22 protein-coding genes are annotated in these 18,285 nt (G+C 41.1%); 7 read left to right on the forward strand and 15 right to left on the reverse strand.

What is annotated here, in order from left to right; genetic code table 11:
• Positions 1 to 129: 129 nt before the first annotated feature.
• Positions 130 to 840 carry a hypothetical protein gene (locus ACVCDT_RS00255; protein WP_447130733.1) on the forward strand — a complete coding sequence of 237 codons (711 nt, stop codon included), beginning with the start codon at positions 130 to 132 and terminating at the stop codon, positions 838 to 840.
• 46 nt (positions 841 to 886) lie between these two features.
• Here ACVCDT_RS00255 and ACVCDT_RS00260 read toward each other — a convergent pair whose 3' ends face one another.
• The 4 genes from ACVCDT_RS00260 to rsmI all read right to left on the reverse strand — a co-directional run bounded on the left by ACVCDT_RS00260 (position 887) and on the right by rsmI (position 3,813).
• Positions 887 to 1,327, reverse strand: a complete 441-nt coding sequence (locus tag ACVCDT_RS00260) for a nuclear transport factor 2 family protein (RefSeq protein ID WP_447130734.1) — start codon at positions 1,325 to 1,327, stop codon at positions 887 to 889.
• A 37-nt stretch (positions 1,328 to 1,364) separates the two neighbouring features.
• Positions 1,365 to 2,144: a PhzF family protein gene (locus ACVCDT_RS00265; RefSeq protein WP_447130735.1), complete on the reverse strand. Its 780-nt coding sequence runs from the start codon at positions 2,142 to 2,144 to the stop codon at positions 1,365 to 1,367.
• A 54-nt stretch (positions 2,145 to 2,198) separates the two neighbouring features.
• Entirely contained in the window at positions 2,199 to 2,861 is a 663-nt protein-coding gene (locus ACVCDT_RS00270; RefSeq protein ID WP_447130736.1) for a 2OG-Fe(II) oxygenase, read from the reverse strand.
• 118 nt (positions 2,862 to 2,979) lie between these two features.
• Entirely contained in the window at positions 2,980 to 3,813 is an 834-nt protein-coding gene (rsmI, locus tag ACVCDT_RS00275; RefSeq protein ID WP_447130737.1) for a 16S rRNA (cytidine(1402)-2'-O)-methyltransferase, read from the reverse strand.
• Positions 3,814 to 3,967: 154 nt separating this feature from the next.
• Here rsmI and ACVCDT_RS00280 point away from each other — a divergent pair, with 154 nt between their 5' ends.
• The 4 genes from ACVCDT_RS00280 to dolP are packed head-to-tail and all read left to right on the forward strand — an operon-like array spanning position 3,968 to position 7,376.
• Positions 3,968 to 5,809 carry a penicillin-binding protein activator gene (locus ACVCDT_RS00280; protein ID WP_447130738.1) on the forward strand — a complete coding sequence of 614 codons (1,842 nt, stop codon included), beginning with the start codon at positions 3,968 to 3,970 and terminating at the stop codon, positions 5,807 to 5,809.
• Entirely contained in the window at positions 5,796 to 6,167 is a 372-nt protein-coding gene (locus ACVCDT_RS00285) for a YraN family protein (protein ID WP_447130739.1), read from the forward strand. Before ACVCDT_RS00280 ends, ACVCDT_RS00285 begins: the two co-directional genes overlap by 14 nt.
• A 33-nt stretch (positions 6,168 to 6,200) precedes the next feature.
• Positions 6,201 to 6,794 carry a phosphoheptose isomerase gene (locus ACVCDT_RS00290; RefSeq protein ID WP_447130740.1) on the forward strand — a complete coding sequence of 198 codons (594 nt, stop codon included), beginning with the start codon at positions 6,201 to 6,203 and terminating at the stop codon, positions 6,792 to 6,794.
• A gap of 3 nt (positions 6,795 to 6,797) precedes the next feature.
• Entirely contained in the window at positions 6,798 to 7,376 is a 579-nt protein-coding gene (gene dolP, locus ACVCDT_RS00295; protein ID WP_447130741.1) for a division/outer membrane stress-associated lipid-binding lipoprotein, read from the forward strand.
• A 41-nt stretch (positions 7,377 to 7,417) separates the two neighbouring features.
• Here dolP and ACVCDT_RS00300 read toward each other — a convergent pair whose 3' ends face one another.
• The 10 genes from ACVCDT_RS00300 to yejK form a co-directional block, all read right to left on the reverse strand.
• Positions 7,418 to 7,822: a ClpXP protease specificity-enhancing factor gene (locus ACVCDT_RS00300; RefSeq protein ID WP_447130742.1), complete on the reverse strand. Its 405-nt coding sequence runs from the start codon at positions 7,820 to 7,822 to the stop codon at positions 7,418 to 7,420.
• A gap of 7 nt (positions 7,823 to 7,829) precedes the next feature.
• Complete coding sequence (gene sspA / locus ACVCDT_RS00305; protein WP_447130743.1) at positions 7,830 to 8,462, reverse strand: stringent starvation protein SspA; 633 nt, start codon at positions 8,460 to 8,462, stop codon at positions 7,830 to 7,832.
• A gap of 182 nt (positions 8,463 to 8,644) precedes the next feature.
• Positions 8,645 to 9,379, reverse strand: a complete 735-nt coding sequence (locus ACVCDT_RS00310; RefSeq protein ID WP_447130744.1) for a cytochrome c1 — start codon at positions 9,377 to 9,379, stop codon at positions 8,645 to 8,647.
• Positions 9,376 to 10,644 carry a cytochrome b gene (locus ACVCDT_RS00315; RefSeq protein WP_447130745.1) on the reverse strand — a complete coding sequence of 423 codons (1,269 nt, stop codon included), beginning with the start codon at positions 10,642 to 10,644 and terminating at the stop codon, positions 9,376 to 9,378. The genes ACVCDT_RS00310 and ACVCDT_RS00315 overlap by 4 nt, the downstream gene beginning before the upstream one ends.
• Before the next feature lies 1 nt (position 10,645).
• Positions 10,646 to 11,278, reverse strand: a complete 633-nt coding sequence (gene petA / locus ACVCDT_RS00320) for a ubiquinol-cytochrome c reductase iron-sulfur subunit (RefSeq protein ID WP_447130746.1) — start codon at positions 11,276 to 11,278, stop codon at positions 10,646 to 10,648.
• 267 nt (positions 11,279 to 11,545) lie between these two features.
• Positions 11,546 to 11,938 (reverse strand): 30S ribosomal protein S9, encoded by a 393-nt coding sequence (gene rpsI / locus ACVCDT_RS00325; RefSeq protein WP_215927513.1) that lies wholly within the window; start codon positions 11,936 to 11,938, stop codon positions 11,546 to 11,548.
• A gap of 12 nt (positions 11,939 to 11,950) precedes the next feature.
• Entirely contained in the window at positions 11,951 to 12,379 is a 429-nt protein-coding gene (gene rplM / locus ACVCDT_RS00330; RefSeq protein WP_447130747.1) for a 50S ribosomal protein L13, read from the reverse strand.
• A gap of 235 nt (positions 12,380 to 12,614) precedes the next feature.
• The gene (locus ACVCDT_RS00335; RefSeq protein ID WP_447130748.1) at positions 12,615 to 13,427 is read right to left on the reverse strand and encodes a M23 family metallopeptidase; all 813 of its coding nucleotides are present in this window, start codon (positions 13,425 to 13,427) and stop codon (positions 12,615 to 12,617) included.
• Positions 13,414 to 14,289 (reverse strand): 6-pyruvoyl trahydropterin synthase family protein, encoded by an 876-nt coding sequence (locus tag ACVCDT_RS00340; protein ID WP_447130749.1) that lies wholly within the window; start codon positions 14,287 to 14,289, stop codon positions 13,414 to 13,416. Before ACVCDT_RS00340 ends, ACVCDT_RS00335 begins: the two co-directional genes overlap by 14 nt.
• A gap of 84 nt (positions 14,290 to 14,373) precedes the next feature.
• A complete protein-coding gene (gene yejK, locus ACVCDT_RS00345) occupies positions 14,374 to 15,444 on the reverse strand; it encodes a nucleoid-associated protein YejK (protein ID WP_447130750.1) in 1,071 nt (356 codons plus the stop codon).
• Between the two features lie 122 nt (positions 15,445 to 15,566).
• On the opposite strand from yejK, the gene ACVCDT_RS00350 reads away from it, so the two are divergent.
• Both ACVCDT_RS00350 and ACVCDT_RS00355 read left to right on the forward strand, forming a co-directional pair.
• Positions 15,567 to 15,785 (forward strand): YejL family protein, encoded by a 219-nt coding sequence (locus tag ACVCDT_RS00350; protein WP_447130751.1) that lies wholly within the window; start codon positions 15,567 to 15,569, stop codon positions 15,783 to 15,785.
• An 18-nt stretch (positions 15,786 to 15,803) separates the two neighbouring features.
• Positions 15,804 to 17,354: a DUF3413 domain-containing protein gene (locus ACVCDT_RS00355; RefSeq protein ID WP_447130752.1), complete on the forward strand. Its 1,551-nt coding sequence runs from the start codon at positions 15,804 to 15,806 to the stop codon at positions 17,352 to 17,354.
• On the opposite strand, the gene ACVCDT_RS00360 is transcribed toward ACVCDT_RS00355, so the two are convergent.
• Positions 17,351 to 18,178 (reverse strand): putative RNA methyltransferase, encoded by an 828-nt coding sequence (locus ACVCDT_RS00360; protein WP_447130753.1) that lies wholly within the window; start codon positions 18,176 to 18,178, stop codon positions 17,351 to 17,353. The two genes, ACVCDT_RS00355 and ACVCDT_RS00360, sit on opposite strands and share 4 nt — an antisense overlap.
• Positions 18,179 to 18,285: the final 107 nt, after the last annotated feature.

Raw genomic sequence — 18,285 nt, forward strand, 5'->3', positions numbered from 1 at the left:
TTTTACTGTCCTGTTTTGTTAGTAGTCAATTCACTGCCACCAAGGCACCTAACCAAATTGAATAAATTCTAGTAAGTGTTTATGCTGCGTACAGAACCCTCAAGCTAATCATTCACTAAAGGAGTTAGGGTGTTAAATAAACAAAAATGGATGCCACGCATAATAGAAGGAGCCGTAATTGTAGCCAGTATTTTATTAGCTTTTGCTATTGATGCATGGTGGCAAGAACGCCAAAAAGTCTCGCTAGAAAAACAGATAATTTTAGCGGTTGTTTCTGAAATTGAGGCAAATACGGTCATGGCCAATGAGGTTATTAAATCTCATAAATCGGTTCTAAAAGGGCTTCAAACCTTTTTACAAACTGAGCCATCTCAACTTACTGAAAAATCACCAGACGAAATATTTGAAATCATAGTAAATTTTCCCTTTTCTTTTGATTTTGTTGCAAATTTAAGTGCTGCAGACATGCTATTGCAATCTCCTGCCAATGACAAAAATGGCATTCGAATTCGTCGCGCGGTAGACAAATACACCCGTTTAGTACGGGAGCAAGGCAGTATTTCAATTGATATTGAAAGGCGTAATATGCTCAAACTCATGTCGGGGCTGATTGCCGAACAAGCTAACTTTGAATTTAGTTCAGTGGACTCTATTTATACCCATTATTTACTATCTAACTTAGGTCCAGATATACTCAAGCAGATGCGTTCAAATCCAGCAGTAATCAAAAGTTTGATTGAAAAAGCGCACATACAGCAAGTGCTTTTGTGGCGATTAGAAAACATAGTGGAAAATATGAATCAGCTTAAACAAGAGTTGCAAACTTTGAGTCACATCTAACAAGTCCAGCAAGATTAGGGTAAGTTTTTTAAACTACTATTTTGCCCTAATTCACTTTTTGACTAGGAAAATAATAAACTCGGCGGATCAGTCCGTCTTGCAACTCGTATACAGTTAACGCACTTTGCCCTTGCGCCTTGCCTGTTTTATCTAACCAATGCGCGGTTTCGGTTACTGCTACATAATTGCCATTGATACTCCAGTCTCGCAAAGACCCTGTGGGCAAACTAGGAACTGAAAACCATGTTTTTAACTCAGCCACTAAAGCGTCTTTGCCTGCTACTTCTATTACAACTGCACCATCTACTACACTAGCCCATTCAATATCTGGGTGCATAAGAGCCGACATTTCCTTGAGATCCTTACTGTTCCAAGCCGCAGAATAGCTGGCAATCACAGGGTGGGCAGTAGGTGTTTGTTTAGTAACACAACCAGAGAATAAGGGAAAACAAATCACCCCAAACAAAATATACCAGCTAGCTTTCATGCTGTGTCCTTATAAGTCGTTTGCCAATCGCATTTGCTTACAGATTAATCTGACCTTGCATATAGTCACGCGCCTGACCAATTAAGATTACCCTATCTCCTTGCACTTGGCACTGCATGGCACCAGAGCGGGCAGATAGCTGCTTTGCGGTTAAGTGGTTTTTGCCAAGTTTTTGCGCCCAGTACGGGGCAAGTTCACAATGGGCAGAGCCCGTTACTGGATCTTCATCTACCGCTAATTTAGGGAAAAAACAGCGGCTAACAAAGTCACAATCTTGACCTTTTGCGGTCACTACTACGCCACGTAGATCAAGTGCTTGCCAAGCCCTAAGGTTAGGTTTTAATTGTTCGAGACTGGTTTGACTATCTAGTTCTATTAGGTAATCAAAGGCCGCAGATACGGCAATTGGGGTTACCCCTAATCCAGCTAATAAGGCTTCGGGGGCATCTATGGCAGAAGGTAAAGACCCAGGAAAATCCATCGCCAAGCCCTCTTCGCTTTTAGTCACCACTAGCTCACCACTTCTGGTGTAAAAAACAATGCGCTGTTGCTGATAAGCCAAATGCTTAAAAATAACATGGGCTGTAGCTAGGGTGGCATGCCCACATAAATCTACCTCACTAGAAGGGGTGAACCACCTTAAATCAAAACCACTTTTATTAGGTACAAAAAAAGCCGTTTCTGACAAATTATTCGCCTCGGCAATTTGTTGCATCAATTGGTCACTGGGCCAACTTTTTAGCGGGCACACTGCCGCAGGATTGCCAGTAAATCCCCGTGTAGCAAAGGCATCTACCTGAAATATATCTATTTGCATATCTAATCAACCTTAGTTTGGAATACTAACCCTTGTTGAGCTGCGCAACGCCAATTAGCGCGCGGGATCTATACATTGCGAGGCATTATTATTCACCCTAAACCAACCTGCAATACTGTATCTATCTGTTTGGCTGGCTAGCACCTCATGAGGAAAACTATCACTTAAAAATACAATACATTGATTAAACTTAGGGGGGACTTTTAGCAACACTTTATCTGGTTGCTCTGCATACAAAACTAACTCTCCGCCATCTGTTTGTTGCCAATTAGGGTTTAAATAAGTCACTGTACTTAGCACTCTGTTACTGCGATCTGAGGCGATATCGGGTTTAAAGGCATCAAGGTGTTTTTTATAAAAACTGCCCTTAGCATAATGAGAAAAGTGGCATTCAAAATCAAACAGCCCCATAAACAAACGTCTATTTAACCCCAATCTAAGTTGGTCCATATAAGCTAAATATTGTTGTTGAGGGTCTGACTCACCGCTTAACCATAAGCTTTGATCAGAGCGAATTGTTTTGGCTAACTGTGCAGAAGCCTGACGACCTATAGCTGCAGGTTTAAACTCTGACAAGGCTTTATTTTTGGCTTCCACAAACAAACTCTCTGCCAATTCAGTTGGCAAAAAGTCACTTAATAATAAGTAGCCCTGTTGTTGCAATGCTTGGGCAACTTGGTCAATGGTGTGGTCTTTAATACAAGCTGTGTTCAACATAAATCAATCTAATTTGTGGGTTTAATTAAAGCCCTAGTGGCTTTAGTAAAAGCATTAAAGTGGGTAACATTGCTTGGTAAATTGCTGCTAATGGCTTAGTTCACGCATTGTCACCCGACTACATACTTAACCCCAATTGATAGAGCTGATTTTTCTTTAAACCAAACTGTTGGGCGGTAATTGCTGCGGCCTTTTTTAAAGGTAACTCTGCCATTAATAAAGTTAATAATTGCAAGGCCTCACTGGATACTGTGTTTTGGTCGGCTTTTTTTCCGGCTATCATTAACACAAATTCACCTCTTTGGTGATTCGCATCGGCTTCTAGCCAATTTACACAGGCAAGTGACGAACCTGAATAAAAAGTTTCAAAGGTTTTAGTGAGCTCTTTAGCCAGTACCAGTTCACGCTCTGGCCCTAACTCCTCAACTATGGCTTTGACTGTGTCTAAAATTCTGCGTGGTGATTCATAAAACACAGAGGTTTTAGACTCAGCCAATAAAGTTTGCAAAGCTTGTTGTTTAGCTTGAGCTTTTACTGGCAAAAAACCTGAGAAAATAAACTTATCTGTGGCTAATCCAGCCGCACATAAAGCGGTAATAGCCGCACAAGGCCCTGGTAAAGGTACAACCTTGACCTCTGCAGCACGACACTGACTCACTAACCCATAACCAGGATCACTAATAAGCGGAGTACCTGCATCAGATATTAGGGCAATGTTTTGGCCTAGTTGTAATTTTTCAATAAGCTGAATAGCGCGCTGACTTTCATTATGATCGTGCAATGAGATAAGTCGCGTATCAATAGCATAATGTTGCAATAAACGCTGGCTATGGCGGGTATCTTCTGCGGCAATTAAATCTACCTCAGCTAAAATACGAATGGCCCTTTGGGTCATGTCTTCTAAGTTACCAATAGGAGTGGCAACGATATAAAGTGTTCCTGTTTCGGTCACAGTGTATTCTCCATGTTTCTTTGGCGCGTCAATGTATAAGTTTGCGCTAAGAAACCTTTGCAGGCCTAGATATTTATTCCCGTTACTATAAACTATTCGGCACTATCTTTTACGGGTTTGTGTCATGAGTGTTAGGTCTTTTTTGGTTTTTTGTATGGCAACATTATTTTTGCAGTCTTGTGCAAATAATGCCCAAAAGCCGTCTCAGAAACCCCTTGTAAAAAACTCTGAATCGGTGTCTCAGCCCGAAAAAAACAGTGGCTATTTTTTGGCTCAAGCTAAACAGCAATCAGACCTTTACACCCGTAATGATCTATTACTGCAAGCTGCACAAGCCCTACAAACTGAACAAGAGTGCGAACAGAGCATTCGAATGTTAGCGCTGTTACAACCTGAGCTTCAGGATAGTCGACAACTCACTCTAGCTAACTTAATTCAAGCTGAATGTTATTTATTATTATCAAATCAAGGGCTAGCCAAAGCCGAGCAGCTATTTAATCAATTATCCTTTGATTATGGCTATTCAGCACGTATAGCGGCATTAGCCACCCAAATATATCAATTAAAAAAAATGTGGTTAAGCGCAGCCCGTGCAGTACAAAAACTCGATACCCCACCACTAGAACAAGCTCAGTTAACTTGGCAATACATTAAAAGGTTAAGTCTTGCCGAGTTAGAAAAAGCCCGTTTAACTGAAAGCAGCCTACAAGCCTGGCTGCAATTGGCCATTATTACCAAGCGGTATGCCTTGCAACCCGAGCAATTTAATCAAGAGTTGGCTAATTGGCAATTGCGCCACAGCGGCCATCCATTAGTAGAAACACTGCCAGAAGATATAGTGCAATTAATGGCACTGCCCCCTATTGAGCCACAAAAAGTGGCGATTTTACTGCCCTTGTCAGGACGTTTAGCTAATCAAGGAACAGCTGTAAAAGAAGGGATTTTAGCCGCCTATTTTAATCAACTATCAGAGTCCGAAAACAAAGGAATGTTATTTGATAAGCAAATTAGTTTTATTGATACAAACTTAAAAACGGCTGCAGAATTAAACACTTTAGTTGCAGACTATGATGTGGTGATTGGTCCTTTAGTCAAAGACAAAATAGCTGAGTTAAGTAAACTTTTACCCGCAGACAAACTTTTACTCGCGTTAAATAGACTAGCCGAAAATCAAACAAGCCTGGCAACCTTAGGTCCAGAGCCTAAAGTTGAAGTGCATAAAGAACAGTATTATTTTGCCTTAGCCCCTGAAGATGAAGCCGAGCAACTTGCTGAACATATTCAGCAACAAGGCTTAATTAGACCTGTTATTTTTGCCGCCAACTCTGAAGCTACCCAAAGAATGGCCGAGGCTTTTATTAATAAATGGCAACAAACGGCTAATGCCATGCAACCCGATTTAAGTATTTTTACCGATAATAAAGATATGCGAGAGCGAGTGTCTGACATGTTAGATGTAAGCCAAAGTAAAGCTCGCATAGGTCAAATAGAAAGACTAGCCGATGTTGAAGTCTTTGGGGTAGAACGCAACAGACTTGATATAGACGCCATAGTATTGTTTGCCAACTCTGAACAAACTGAATTGCTTAACCCTATTATTGAAGCCAGTCTTAGTCCATTTGCTCGCAATGCGTTTTCGGTGTTTGCTTCTTCTCGTAGTTATAGTTTGAATCTGTCAAACAACAGCATACGCGATTTACGCAACCTGACCTTTACTGATATGCCCTGGATGCTACCTGAGCATAATTGGCAAACCTTAGCGGATGAAATCCAGCAATTATGGCCACAAAAACACGATGCTTTATTACGCTTATTTGCCATGGGTTATGATGCTTACCATTTACTGCCTAACCTAAGACGCTTAAAAACCTTAAGCCATACGGCCAGCCAAGGATTAACCGGCGACATCTATATTGATCCCGAGGGAGTGATTCATAGACGCCTACCTTTAGCTAAAGTCTTGCAAGACAGAGTACAGGTTCTTGACTTGGATTAAGCAAGCATTATCAAGTGTAATTGGTAACAGAGCCGAACAACAAGCCCGGCAGTTTTTAACGCAACAAGGACTAGACTTTGTCTGCCAAAATTACCGATGTAAAAGCGGCGAAGTTGACCTTATTATGCGGGATAAACAAGAATTAGTTTTTGTAGAGGTAAAATACCGTAGTAAAAGTCAGCATGGCCAAGCTATAGAGTTTTTTCACCTACACAAAAGACGTAAATTTGAATCAGCAGTGATGCACTATTTACAAGAGCAACAATTAAACCCTAGTGTGGTTCCTCACCGGATTGACTTAATAGGAATAGATGGTCAAGGGCAGCAGGCAGACATCACTTGGCTAAAAAGCGTATAAATGGACGACTTAACCCATTAATTTTGGAGCATTATGTTAGAAAACATTAAAGCAAACTTTACTGAAAGCATTCAGATAAAAATTGCTTCTATCGAGTTATTACCAGAGTCTATCTCTAATGCCACCTATATGATGGTAAATGCCTTAGTCAATGGCAATAAAATATTGTGCTGTGGTAATGGCGGCTCAGCGGTAATAGCTCAGCATTTTTCGTCATTATTATTAAACAAATTCGAACGAGACAGACCTAGCTTACCCGCATTTTCATTAACAGCTGACGGTGCCACCTTATCGTCTATTGCAAATGATTTTGAGTTTGACGAAATCTATTCAAAGCAAGTTAGAGCACTCGGCCAAGCCGGAGATATATTGCTGGTGATCTCTACCAGTGGCAATTCTCAAAATGTGATTAAAGCCATGGAAGCCGCATTAAGCCGCGATATGACAATAGTGGCATTAACTGGCAATGATGGTGGCAAAACCGCAGGCTTAGTCAGTCAACATGATGTTGAAATTAGAGTGCCGTCTAACCGCACATCGCGTATTCAAGAAGTGCATTATTTAGTGGTAAATAGTTTGTGTGAAGGCATTGATAATTGCCTTTTCCCAGAAAATTTTGAGGAATAGTCTATGTTAAAACCCAATCAACTCGTGATCACTTCTTTGCTCATCTCTAGTTTGTTCTTACAAGGCTGCGCAGGCTTAATTATAGGCGCAGGCGTGGGGGCAGTATCCTTAGCCCATGACAGAAGAACAATTGGCACTCAAGTGGACGACACCACCACTGCCAGTAGAATTTCTGTTGCCTTATCTAAAGATAAAGCCATAGATAAACAAACTAGCATTACCGTACAAGTATTTAATGGCACGGCTTTATTAGTTGGCCAAGCGCCAACCCAAGAATTAATCGCCCAAGCCGAAAAACTAGCGGCCAGCGTTGAGCATATCAAAAAATTACACAATCAAATTCGCTTAGGTGCGCCTATTCCACCAAGCGTGATTGCTAAAGACGCCTGGATTGCCTCTAAGGTGAAAGCCAAACTCTTAGCCGATAAACGCATAGACGGCCTACACATTGAAATTGAAGTTGAAAATGCGGAAGTCTTTCTCATGGGTATAGTCACTAAAGACGAAGCCAACACTGCAGTAGAAATTACCCGCAATGTAGAAGGGGTTAAACAGGTAATCAAAGCCTTTGAATACCAATAAAAAAAGCGCCATTTAGGCGCTTTTTAGTATTTTGAGTAAGCTTACTTAACTACTGTTAGAGTTGGTTTACCTTTTTTAGGTTTTTGTTCACTTGTTTGAGGCTCACTTGAACTTTGTGGCTCACTGGGTTCAAGGTTTTCTTCGATAGTAAACACAGTACCTGCACCATTTTCTTTAGCATATATAGCTAAAACTGCTGGGCAAGGTACCACTATATTACGTGGCACACCGCCAAAACGGGCATCAAAAGTGAGTTCTTGTAACCCTAAGTGTAACTTGCCAGTAGAGGCAGGCGACACATTCAGCACAATTTGACCGTCTTGCACAAATTCTTGTGGAACTTGGGTGCCGGCATAATGCGCATCAACCACTATGTAAGGAGTAAGATTGTTATCTACAATCCACTCATAAAATGCGCGTAATAGGTAAGGCTGATTAGGTGTCATAACTTCACTATAAAGGGTTAAGAATTTCGCGTTCTTGATCGGTCAACGAAGCTTTAAACGAAGGTCTTTCGAAGATTCGATTCATGTACGCGCGCACATCTTTGCTGCCATTGCCAGTAAGCTCAATACCTAGAGCCGGTAAACGCCATAACAGCGGAGCTAAATAACAGTCTACTAGGCTGAATTCTTCACTCATAAAATAAGGCGTTTCAGCAAATAGTGGGGCTAAGCTTAATAAAGCTTCACGTAACTCATTACGGGCAGTATCAAGATCACCTTTCTTCGCTAAAATTTGCTCAGCTAACACATACCAGTCGTTTTGAATGCGGTGCATAGTAAGACGGCTTTGACCACGAGATACTGGATAAACTGGCATCAAAGGTGGATGTGGGAAACGCTCATCTAAATATTCCATAATGATATGTGAGTTATATAAAACTAACTCTCTATCAACTAAAGTAGGCACTGTGCCATAAGGGTTTAAATCTAATAAATCTTCTGGCAGGTTGTTAGGATCGGTATAGGAAATCTCAACACCCACACCTTTTTCCGCCAACACTATACGCGTTTGGTGACTGTATATGTCTAGGTTATCTGAGAACAACGTCATAATTGAACGTTTATTTGCGGCTACAGCCATTTAAATATCTCCTAATTTCTAACTTATTCACACCCAAGCCTTAGCTAAGGTGTCGTATTTTCGGTTTTGTTCGACTGCTTCAAACTAAAATAATCGAATAAAAACGGAAAAGAAGGGGCTTAAAGCCCCTTCTAAAAAATTTTGCGGATTATACACTAGATTCGTTTCAAAAGTGTGATGAATTAGTGTACATCTCTCCAATATTCTTTTTTCAGTAAGTACACCAAAATAAACAGTACTAATAAAAATACCATTACCCAGCGGCCAATACTTTCAGACTCCAAACGCGAAGGCTCACCTATGTAAACCAAGTAATTCACTAAGTCCAATACTGCTTTATCGTATTCGGCTGCACTTAGTTCACCACTGCCGTCGGCTTTAATGCCCACTTCACGGTCAACCATTTCACCATCTACCAACATTTTTTCTGTGGCTTGGCGAGGGATCCCCTGAAGCTCTTGCAACACGTGCGGCATACCCACTTCTGGAAAGACTAAGTTGTTAACCCCAAATGGGCGGCTGTCATCTTGGTAGAAAGTACGCAAGTAAGTGTATAACCAATCTGCGCCACGAACACGGGCCACCAAAGTTAGATCTGGAGGTGGTGCACCAAACCATTTTGCCGCTGACTCTACTGGCATTGCATTTTTAATATGCTCGCCAGGTTTTTCACCAGTAAATTGTAGGTTTTCTTGACCTAGCTCAACAGGAATACCTAAGTCTTCAAAAGTACGTTGGTAACGCTGATACTGAGTTTGGTGACAACCTAAACAATAGTTCATGAACAATTGCGCACCTTTTTGCAGCGATGCTTTGTCGGTTAAGTCGTATTCGGCTTTATCTAAAGGCACATTGCTGCCAGCGGCAAACACACCTAAAGGCAATAACAAGGATAATACAAAAACTATCTTTTTCATTCTGTGATCCTCGCTGGTACCGGTTTAGTTTGTTCGTTTTTGCTGTAAATAAACAATAAAGCAAAGAAGCCGAAGTACATAATAGTGGCAATTTGTGAAGCAACTATTTTCCAGTTTTCTTGTGGCGTACCACCTAAATAACCTAAGAAAATAAATACCATTGCAAACACTATTAGGTTCCATCTGTGTAAGCCACAACGATAACGCCAAGATTTCACTTTACCGCGGTCTATCCAAGGCAATAGAGCCAAGAAGATAATGGCCGCAAACATAGCAATAACCCCACCTAGTTTATGCGGTACAGCTTTCAAAATGGCATAAAAAGGCGTGAAGTACCAAACAGGGAAAATATGCTCTGGCGTTTTAAGCGGGTTAGCAATTTCAAAGTTTGGATGCTCTAAGAAGTATCCACCCATTTCTGGGTTAAAGAACATGATGTAGCAGAATGCCAATAAGAACACACTAAAGCCCACTAAGTCTTTTAACACTATGTGCGGGAAGAAAGGCACTATGTCATCAACAATGTCGTACTTGCTGGTGTAGTACTCATGGATCTTATATTTGGTTTTTTCGTCTTCGCTTAGCGAGCCTTTTTTACGTTTTACATCTGTGCCATCTGGGTTGTTTGAACCCACTTCGTGTAGTGCCACAATGTGTAAAAACACTAAAATAACAATGACTAAAGGCAAGGCAATAACGTGCAAAGCAAAGAAACGGTTAAGGGTGGCGCCAGAGATAACATAGTCACCTTGGATCCAAATCACTAAGTCTGGGCCAATCACAGGGATAGCACTAAACAAAGATACAATAACTTGTGCACCCCAATAAGACATTTGCCCCCAAGGTAGTACATAACCCATAAAGGCTTCAGCCATTAGCGCAAGATAAATGAACATACCAAACAACCACAGAAGTTCACGAGGTTTTTGATAAGAGCCATAAATCATGCCTCTAAACATGTGTAAATACACAACTATAAAGAAGGCTGACGCACCTGTACTGTGCATATAACGTAGAATATAGCCATATTCTACATCACGCATAATGTACTCTACCGAAGCAAAGGCCTCTTCTGCGCTAGGTGTGTAGCTCATGGTTAACCAAATACCAGTAACTATCTGATTAACTAAAACTATGGTGGCCAAAAATCCGAACATATACCAAAAGTTCATATTTCTGGGTGCGGGATATTGAATAGCATGCATGTTTGCAACACGCATTACGGGCAGACGATACTCCACCCAATCCATGAAATTTTTCCACATATTATGCTGCCCCTTCTTCGGAACCGATCAAAATAGTATTGTCATCAACAAATCTATAAGGCGGAACCACTAGGTTTAATCCAGCAGGTACGTTTTGGAACACGCGGCCCGCCATATCAAATTTAGAGCCATGACAAGGACAGAAGAAGCCTTCTTCTACACCTTCAACATACTCTGCAAAGGCGCCATCTTTTAAATGCTGTGGAGAACAGCCTAAGTGAGTACAAATACCCACTAGCACCAAAATTTCTTCTTTTAACGAACGATGAGGATTTTTAGCAAACTCTGGCTGCTGCTCTTCGTTTGAATCTGGATCTTTTAATTGATCGTTGTGGGCAGATAAAGTTGCCAATAATTCTGGCGTTCTGCGTGCAATCCACACTGGTTTGCTTCGCCAAATTACCCGGATCAGTTGACCTGGTTCGAGTTTACTGATGTCAGCTTCCACATCCGCACCTGCAGCTTTCGCTTTAATACTAGGGTTCCAGGATGCAATAAAGGGCACTGCTGCACCGACTACACCGACACCACCAACAACAGAAGTTGCCACCGTTAAAAAACGACGTCTATTACTATTATCTGGTTGGTTTTCGGCTTCAGACGAATCATGCGCATCTATAGATACATTGCTCATCCACTAATCTCCGAGGGTTAATTTGACCGACACTTTAATTTTATTGCCGCACTTCTTATTGGAAATAAATAAAGTTTTATTATTGACCGAAAATGATAAAAGAAAACCCATATAAAAGACAAGGAAATAGTCAATAAATTGAAGAATAACCGATACTTAACAAAAATTTTCTGAATTTTAACCTGTGAAATCGCAAATCGCTCAAAAAGCAGGCAATAAAAAACCCAGCAAAAGCTGGGTTTTTGAAAAGTTGTTGTCGTCTGACAATTAACGTTTTGAGAATTGAGGACGTTTACGTGCTTTATGAAGACCAACTTTCTTACGCTCAACTTTACGTGCATCACGAGTAACAAAGCCCGCTTTACGTAATGCTGGACGAAGGGTTTCGTCAAATTCCATCAAGGCACGTGTAATGCCGTGACGAATTGCACCAGCTTGACCACTGATACCACCACCAGCAACTGTGATGTAAAGGTCAAATTTTTCAGTCATTTCAACTAATTCTAATGGTTGACGCACGATCATACGTGCAGTCTCACGACCAAAGAATACGTCAAGAGGACGTTGATTTACTACAATGTTGCCACTACCTGCACGAAGAAAAACACGAGCGGTAGAGCTTTTGCGTCGGCCAGTGCCGTAATATTGATTATCTGCCATCTGTAATGCTCCTTAAAGGTCTAAGACTTGAGGCTGCTGAGCAGCATGTTTATGCTCAGGGCCAGCGAAGACTTTCATTTTGCGGAACATATCGCGTCCAAGAGGACCTTTAGGCAACATACCTTTAACCGCTTTTTCAATGATCATCTCTGGCTTGTGGGCTTGTAACTTTTCAAAGTTAGTCTCTTTAAGACCGCCTGGGTAACCAGTGTGTGAGTAGTACATCTTGCCCTTGGCTTTGTTGCCAGTAACAGTGACTTTCTCAGCGTTGATCACAACAATGTAATCACCAGTGTCCACGTGAGGTGTGTACTCTGGCTTATGCTTACCGCGTAAGCGGATAGCAATCTCAGTCGCTAAACGACCAAGTGTTTTGTCTGCGGCGTCAACCACATACCATTCACGTTTTACCGTTTCTGGCTTTGCAACAAAAGTTTTCATTTAAAAATACCCGAAATATATAAATAATCGTTACTTAGTTTTGTGTTCGGAGTTTAACCACCGACTGCTACACAAAACCGCTAAAAATCAATGCTTTGACCCCTTCGAGTCGATTGATTTATCCGCTTTCCCAAAGCGGGGGCAACTGGGCAGGGCGCGAATTATACAGAAGTTAAGGAAAAACGCGAGGGTAATTTTTGAGCATTTGGCTAAAAATCCGCAAATTACCCTGAATTTACCTTTTTGGTACTAACAGTTCGGGATCTAACCTTTCTTTAAACCAATTAATTCGCCAGTCTAAATGCGCTCCCGTTGCACGGCCAGTGGCGCCAATCTCTGCGACTAAATCCCCTTGTTTGACTTCTGTACCCACACTGACATGGGCTTTACTTAAATGTAAAAAAGTCGAGGTCACGCCATAACCATGATCAATGATCATAGTGCCGCCTGAATAATACATATTTGCTTCAAATAAACTCACTATACCATCTGCCGGTGCGTATACAGGCGTGCCAGTAGGTGCAGCCACATCTAAGCCATAATGGGGGCGCTTTGGCACACCGTTAAATATCCTTTGGCTACCATAAACTCCGCTAATTGGGCCTTGCGCAGGCCAGATGAAGTCTTGGTAAAAAAAGGTTTTTGCGGTGAAGGTTGCTCGAGCTTGGGCAATTTGTTGATTATCTTTGGCAATTCGCTTAGAAACACTTTCTGGTGGGCTAACATACTTGCTGGCTACCCCTTCAATTTTTTGAGTTGGGTAGTCTCTGGCGGTTAGCACTATAGATTGCTGATAATTATTACCCTTTGCATCTTGCCATTTAAGGCTATGCTCAAGTTTAGCATCTCGCCCAAACCCAAAAGCAAACAAACCTTCAGGTGACACCTTGACTGGGCTATCGTTTAACCACAATTGGGAGTTAGCGGGAAGCTGCCCGCGTACCAAGCTTCCTTGAGTCAATTCGCCCTTAAGTTCAATGTTAGCCGCCAGCAAAGTGCTGGAAACACCAAAGCTAATCAAAGCCGCCCAAAGTTTAAGCAAAAGCAATGGCTCCTTTACCTACGCCTTCATAGGCATACACAGTAAACTCGCTTTGAGCCTTCATGCGTTTGTGTTCATCGGCCATAAACTGGGCCAAACATTCTACTGTAGTATCGGTATCCACCATTTCAGTTTCGGCTTTTGGAATGGCCAGCTCAAACCTTCCTTGCGACGATTCATAAGCAAACAAGTAGTGCTGAGTATAATCAGCTAGAGATGGCTCAAAAGCGGTCTCAGTCAATTCTACTAAATCTTCATTAGAGCCAATATAAATATCACACCAACGATCTGCCCAATAAGCTTGCCATTCAAGACTTGGTTGTTGGTTTTCGTAGACCACCACTTTGGATCTGTGCCCATGGGCGATACGCTGACAATTGCCATCGTGCTTTTTAAGTCCGTGGGTGTAATGGTAATAAGGGGTGTCTATTACTTCTGCGCGTAAATTAAGCTCTATACCAGCTACATTTTCTGGCAAGTGTGTGGCAATCACGTCTTTTAAGTAATCACTCACCGATGGCATAGTGACATGCTCAGAATACACAAAGGCATAAGCTTCTGCCGGGCAATTCAAATGAATAGATTGCTGATTAGGACGCATAAAATCGACCTTAACCATTTCGGTTTTATCATCACGCTGCACTTGGCTGTAAGCATGTTCTACCGGCACTAATAATTTATGGTCAATGTACTCGTCTATTAGATATTTCAGTTGTTTTTTAACTTTACCAAAATCTAATACCATGCTTTCTTCGTTTAAATCACCCTTAAGGATCACGTCTACAATCCAGCTTTCGCCCACCATGCCTCGTTCTGGGCATAAATAAGAGAAGTCCATTACGGTTAAATCGTTAACAAATAATTGCATATAAATAAGTCGTTACCTTGGCTTAGGGTGGCCTTTTGCAGGCCTCTATTAATCTGTACTAGTATAAAGAATTGCTGGCAGATGTCAGCTTTGTGATTTCAATAATTGATCTTTTAGGTTAGGCGGAATGCCTCTAATCATTAAAGTATCAGAGCCTGCATCATAACTGACACGGTCACCTAAAAGTTTTCGTTCAAAGCTTAAAGAAATCCCCCCACCTTGCCCGCTAAATTTAGCTAAGGTTTTTAAAGCGCTTCTATCTGCTTGAAACTGCTCTTCCACTGGCACTTCTGCTTGCTGGTTAAACTGTTCAAAACTCACATGTTCGCTGGGTAACTTAGCTGCAAGTTCTTGAATTTGAATATCTTCGCCAGCTTCTAGTTTTTCTTTGTAATAGTCGGATACAGTAGAACGTGCTTGATGTTTTTCTACTGGGTCGAGTTGCTCAGCAGATAAAAACGCATCCACTGTATTCAGCAGTTGTTTGTTTTGTTGTTTAATATCAACTAACTCTTCGCAACCAATAAAGTGCATGAAGAAGTCGGAGACCTTACGCCCCATACGCCCTTTAATAAAACTAATATAACGCTGTTGTTCTGGGCTCACCGCCAGTTGAGTGAGATCAATTCTGACTGCCAACTGCATTTTTGCCAGATCTAAGTGATCACTGCTAGTGAGTTCTAAGTCGCGATTAATCTCAACGTGTTGCTTAGTGTTTAATATGGCAATCATTAAATAATCTGTTGCTAAAAACTGATAATGGCTAAATAACACAAAGCCGGTTTCTAAAGTGCCGGTATCAATCAGGGATTTTTTTAATAACTCGCTAGCTTGAATACTAAAATCCACAAAGTCGATAGACTCATTCTGCATTTCGGCCAAAATAGATTTAAAGGGCACTGAGTGCGGAGTGAGTACTTGCGCTTCTTCACCTTCTTCGGTTTCTCGGCTAACACTGACTATTTCTGCATTGTCTGCCACAAAGCCACCCACGCCTTTACCTGGTTTAGTGTTAAAGGCGTGATTAACTTGTTGAGCCAAATTTTCAATTTCAGGGCTAACATCAAAACAACTATTACGTGGCACTAGGCTGAGTTCTTGTTGTTGATTAACCACTAATTGATGAACTACAAAGTGATGAATTAAAGCACTCACATTTATTCCTTAACAAAAATCTATTTAAATTCGCTACAGCTTTATGGGTTTATTCGCATTTTATTCAGACCATTGGTACTATCGCATTTATACACTGACCATTAATTTTTGAGCCACGCTAGATGCCACAACAATCTAAATATTCTGATAGTCAATTTGATGCGATTTCCCAAGACATTTTTATTGCCCTAGAAAAGCACCAAGCTACCCGCGATTTGTCGCTTATGGTGCTAGGAAATACCATTACCAATATCTTTCAACAACAAGTGCCTGAAAGTCAGCGTCAACAAATGGCCGAACAGTTTACACAAGTGCTGCTTAAAAGTATCAATGGAAAATAAAAAAGGTCGATTAGTTAAATGATCCTAGGCGAAACTCCGCGCAGAAAATTAGTCACCCGATTAGTGACATGGGGGCATTGGTTTGCTCTATTAAATATTGTTATTGCGGCCACCATAGCTGCGATTTATATTTTAAACTCCCCTGCTCCTGGTACTTTGTTAGGGACCTTTTATTTATTTGTGACTTGGATAAGCCACATTGGTTTTTTAACTTTTTTTGCCTTTGTCATCTTAATTTTACCTTTATGTTATTTGCTGGCTAACGCCAAGTTGGTCAAAGCCATTAGTTCAATTTTAGCCGCCACTGGTTTAGCGCTATTGGCCTTTGATGCTTTGCTGTATAACAAATATGGCGTGCATCTGAGCCTTAATTCTGCCGAATTAATTCGCTCTGAAGCCCAAACCGCTATGGCACAATTTGGCTGGCAACAATGGGGCTTTTTATTATTGTTATTTGTGGTGTGGTTATCATTTCAATTAACCCTAGCTAATGCCCTGTGGAAACGCATTAATCGATTACAAAAACGTAAACTGGGCTTACCTATAACCAGCTTTTTTGTGAGTTGTTTTGTGCTAAGTCACGCTTTGCATGTGTGGGCAGATGCCAATTTGTATCAGCCCATAGTGCAACAAGATAATATGTTTCCTTTGTCTTACCCGGCCACCGCCAAAACCTTAATGTCGCGTTACAGCTTATTAGATTTAGAAGACTATCAACAACGTAAAGCTTTGCAGTTTGATCAAACTATTTCTGGCATTCGTTATCCTGCTGAACCCGTATATTGCTCGGTCAATAACACCCAAAAAGTCTTAGTCTTGGCTTTAGTTAATGGCAAATTACCTAGCAGCATAGATGGACTAACCCGCTTTAATCAGCACTACTTATTGCCAGATACAGTCTCTACCGCGGCTACGACTCTATTGTATGGGCTGCCAGAACTCTATCATTCTAGTCTTACTGGCTATGCACCTGTGTTACTTCAACTACCCGCCAGTTTAGGTTTAACCGTGTCTTTGTATAGCCAAGATGGAGCGCTATTGGGTGAAACAGCGCAATATCAACAAGACTGGGCAACCTTTAAAAATCAAGTTCTACAAGGGCAAAGTAACCTAGCCTTGGGCATGGTAGATAAGGCACAATTATTTGCCTTACTCACAGATGAGGTGCTTAGCCAATATCAAGTCATAGTGACATCCTTTACTTCTCAAGACAGTAAACATGACCTACTTATGACCAACTTTGCCGTTAAAAAAGAGTTTTCTAGCTTTGAAGATATCGCGCCAACTGCTTTATCTTTATTGGGTTGCAGTGCTAATGCGAGTGCCTACAGCACTGGCTCATCATTAACCCAAAAGAATAACAGTGGTTATTTAGTGAGTACTCAAGGCAGTAAAGTAGTATTGCTTACCCCAAGCCAAAGAATTGAAATTTTCAATAATGGCAATGTGCGAGTATTTGATTTAATGACAGGTGACGAAACCTTTAATCAAGTCGACACTAATATTCTTAGTCAAGGCATTAAACACCTTAGTCATTTTTCTGCTAAACGTTCGATACGTCCTATCTAGCGTTTAGCAAATACCGCTATATCAAAGTCAGCTGTTACTTCTTGCAACTCCGCCATTAAACGATGTTTTTTGGCTTCTGTGGCGGTCCAAAAATAAGGTGTCATCATCAGTAGGTTTTCGCGCTGTTGTGGCTCTGTTAATACAAAATCAAAACTTAATTGCTGTTGTAGGATTAACTCAAAGCCTTCAGGCTGCTTTGTCGCACTTTTGTGTTCAGTGGGATTATCGTATAAACATTGTTTTAATTGCTGTAAGTGATTGGCAGCAGGGTTAACAGTGATCCAAATACCTTGTGCTTTTAAAATGCGCAAAATTTCTGTTTCACTGCTAGGTGCAAAAATTTGTAATACAGCATCTTGTTGACCATCTGGCAAAGGGATCTGATAGGTACTAGCCACCGCAAAGTGTGCTTCAGGGTATTTTTTTGCAGCTTTTTGCACAGCAAACTTTGAGATATCAACGCCGCTATAATGTACATGCTGATTATCGATACTCTGGCGAATATCATTGATATAATAGCCTTCACCACACCCTGCATCAAAAAAGTGCTTGCCACTGGACGCCTGTTGTTTTGCCAAATAGTCGGCGAATATCCCCGCTAAACCATCTGCCAGAGGTTGATAATAACCTTGCTCTAAAAACGCTCTGCGGCCATTCACCATTTGTTTGTTGTCACCAGGCTGTTTACTGTTTTTGTGTTGAGCTAATAGCAAATTTACATAGCCTTCTTTCGCCATATCAAAGCGATGCCCCTGCGCACAAGCCAACAATTTTTGCTCTAGCGACAAAGGGAGAAAACAAGCGGGACAAATCCAATTAGACATACAAATAAAAACTCAGCAAATTTTGACTTTAAATATACAAGTGTGGAATGGTAGCACTTTGACATCTATATTGAGAGTTTTGTGGTTTTCTTTAGCCCATAATACCC

The organism is Paraglaciecola aestuariivivens (genome assembly GCF_052983255.1).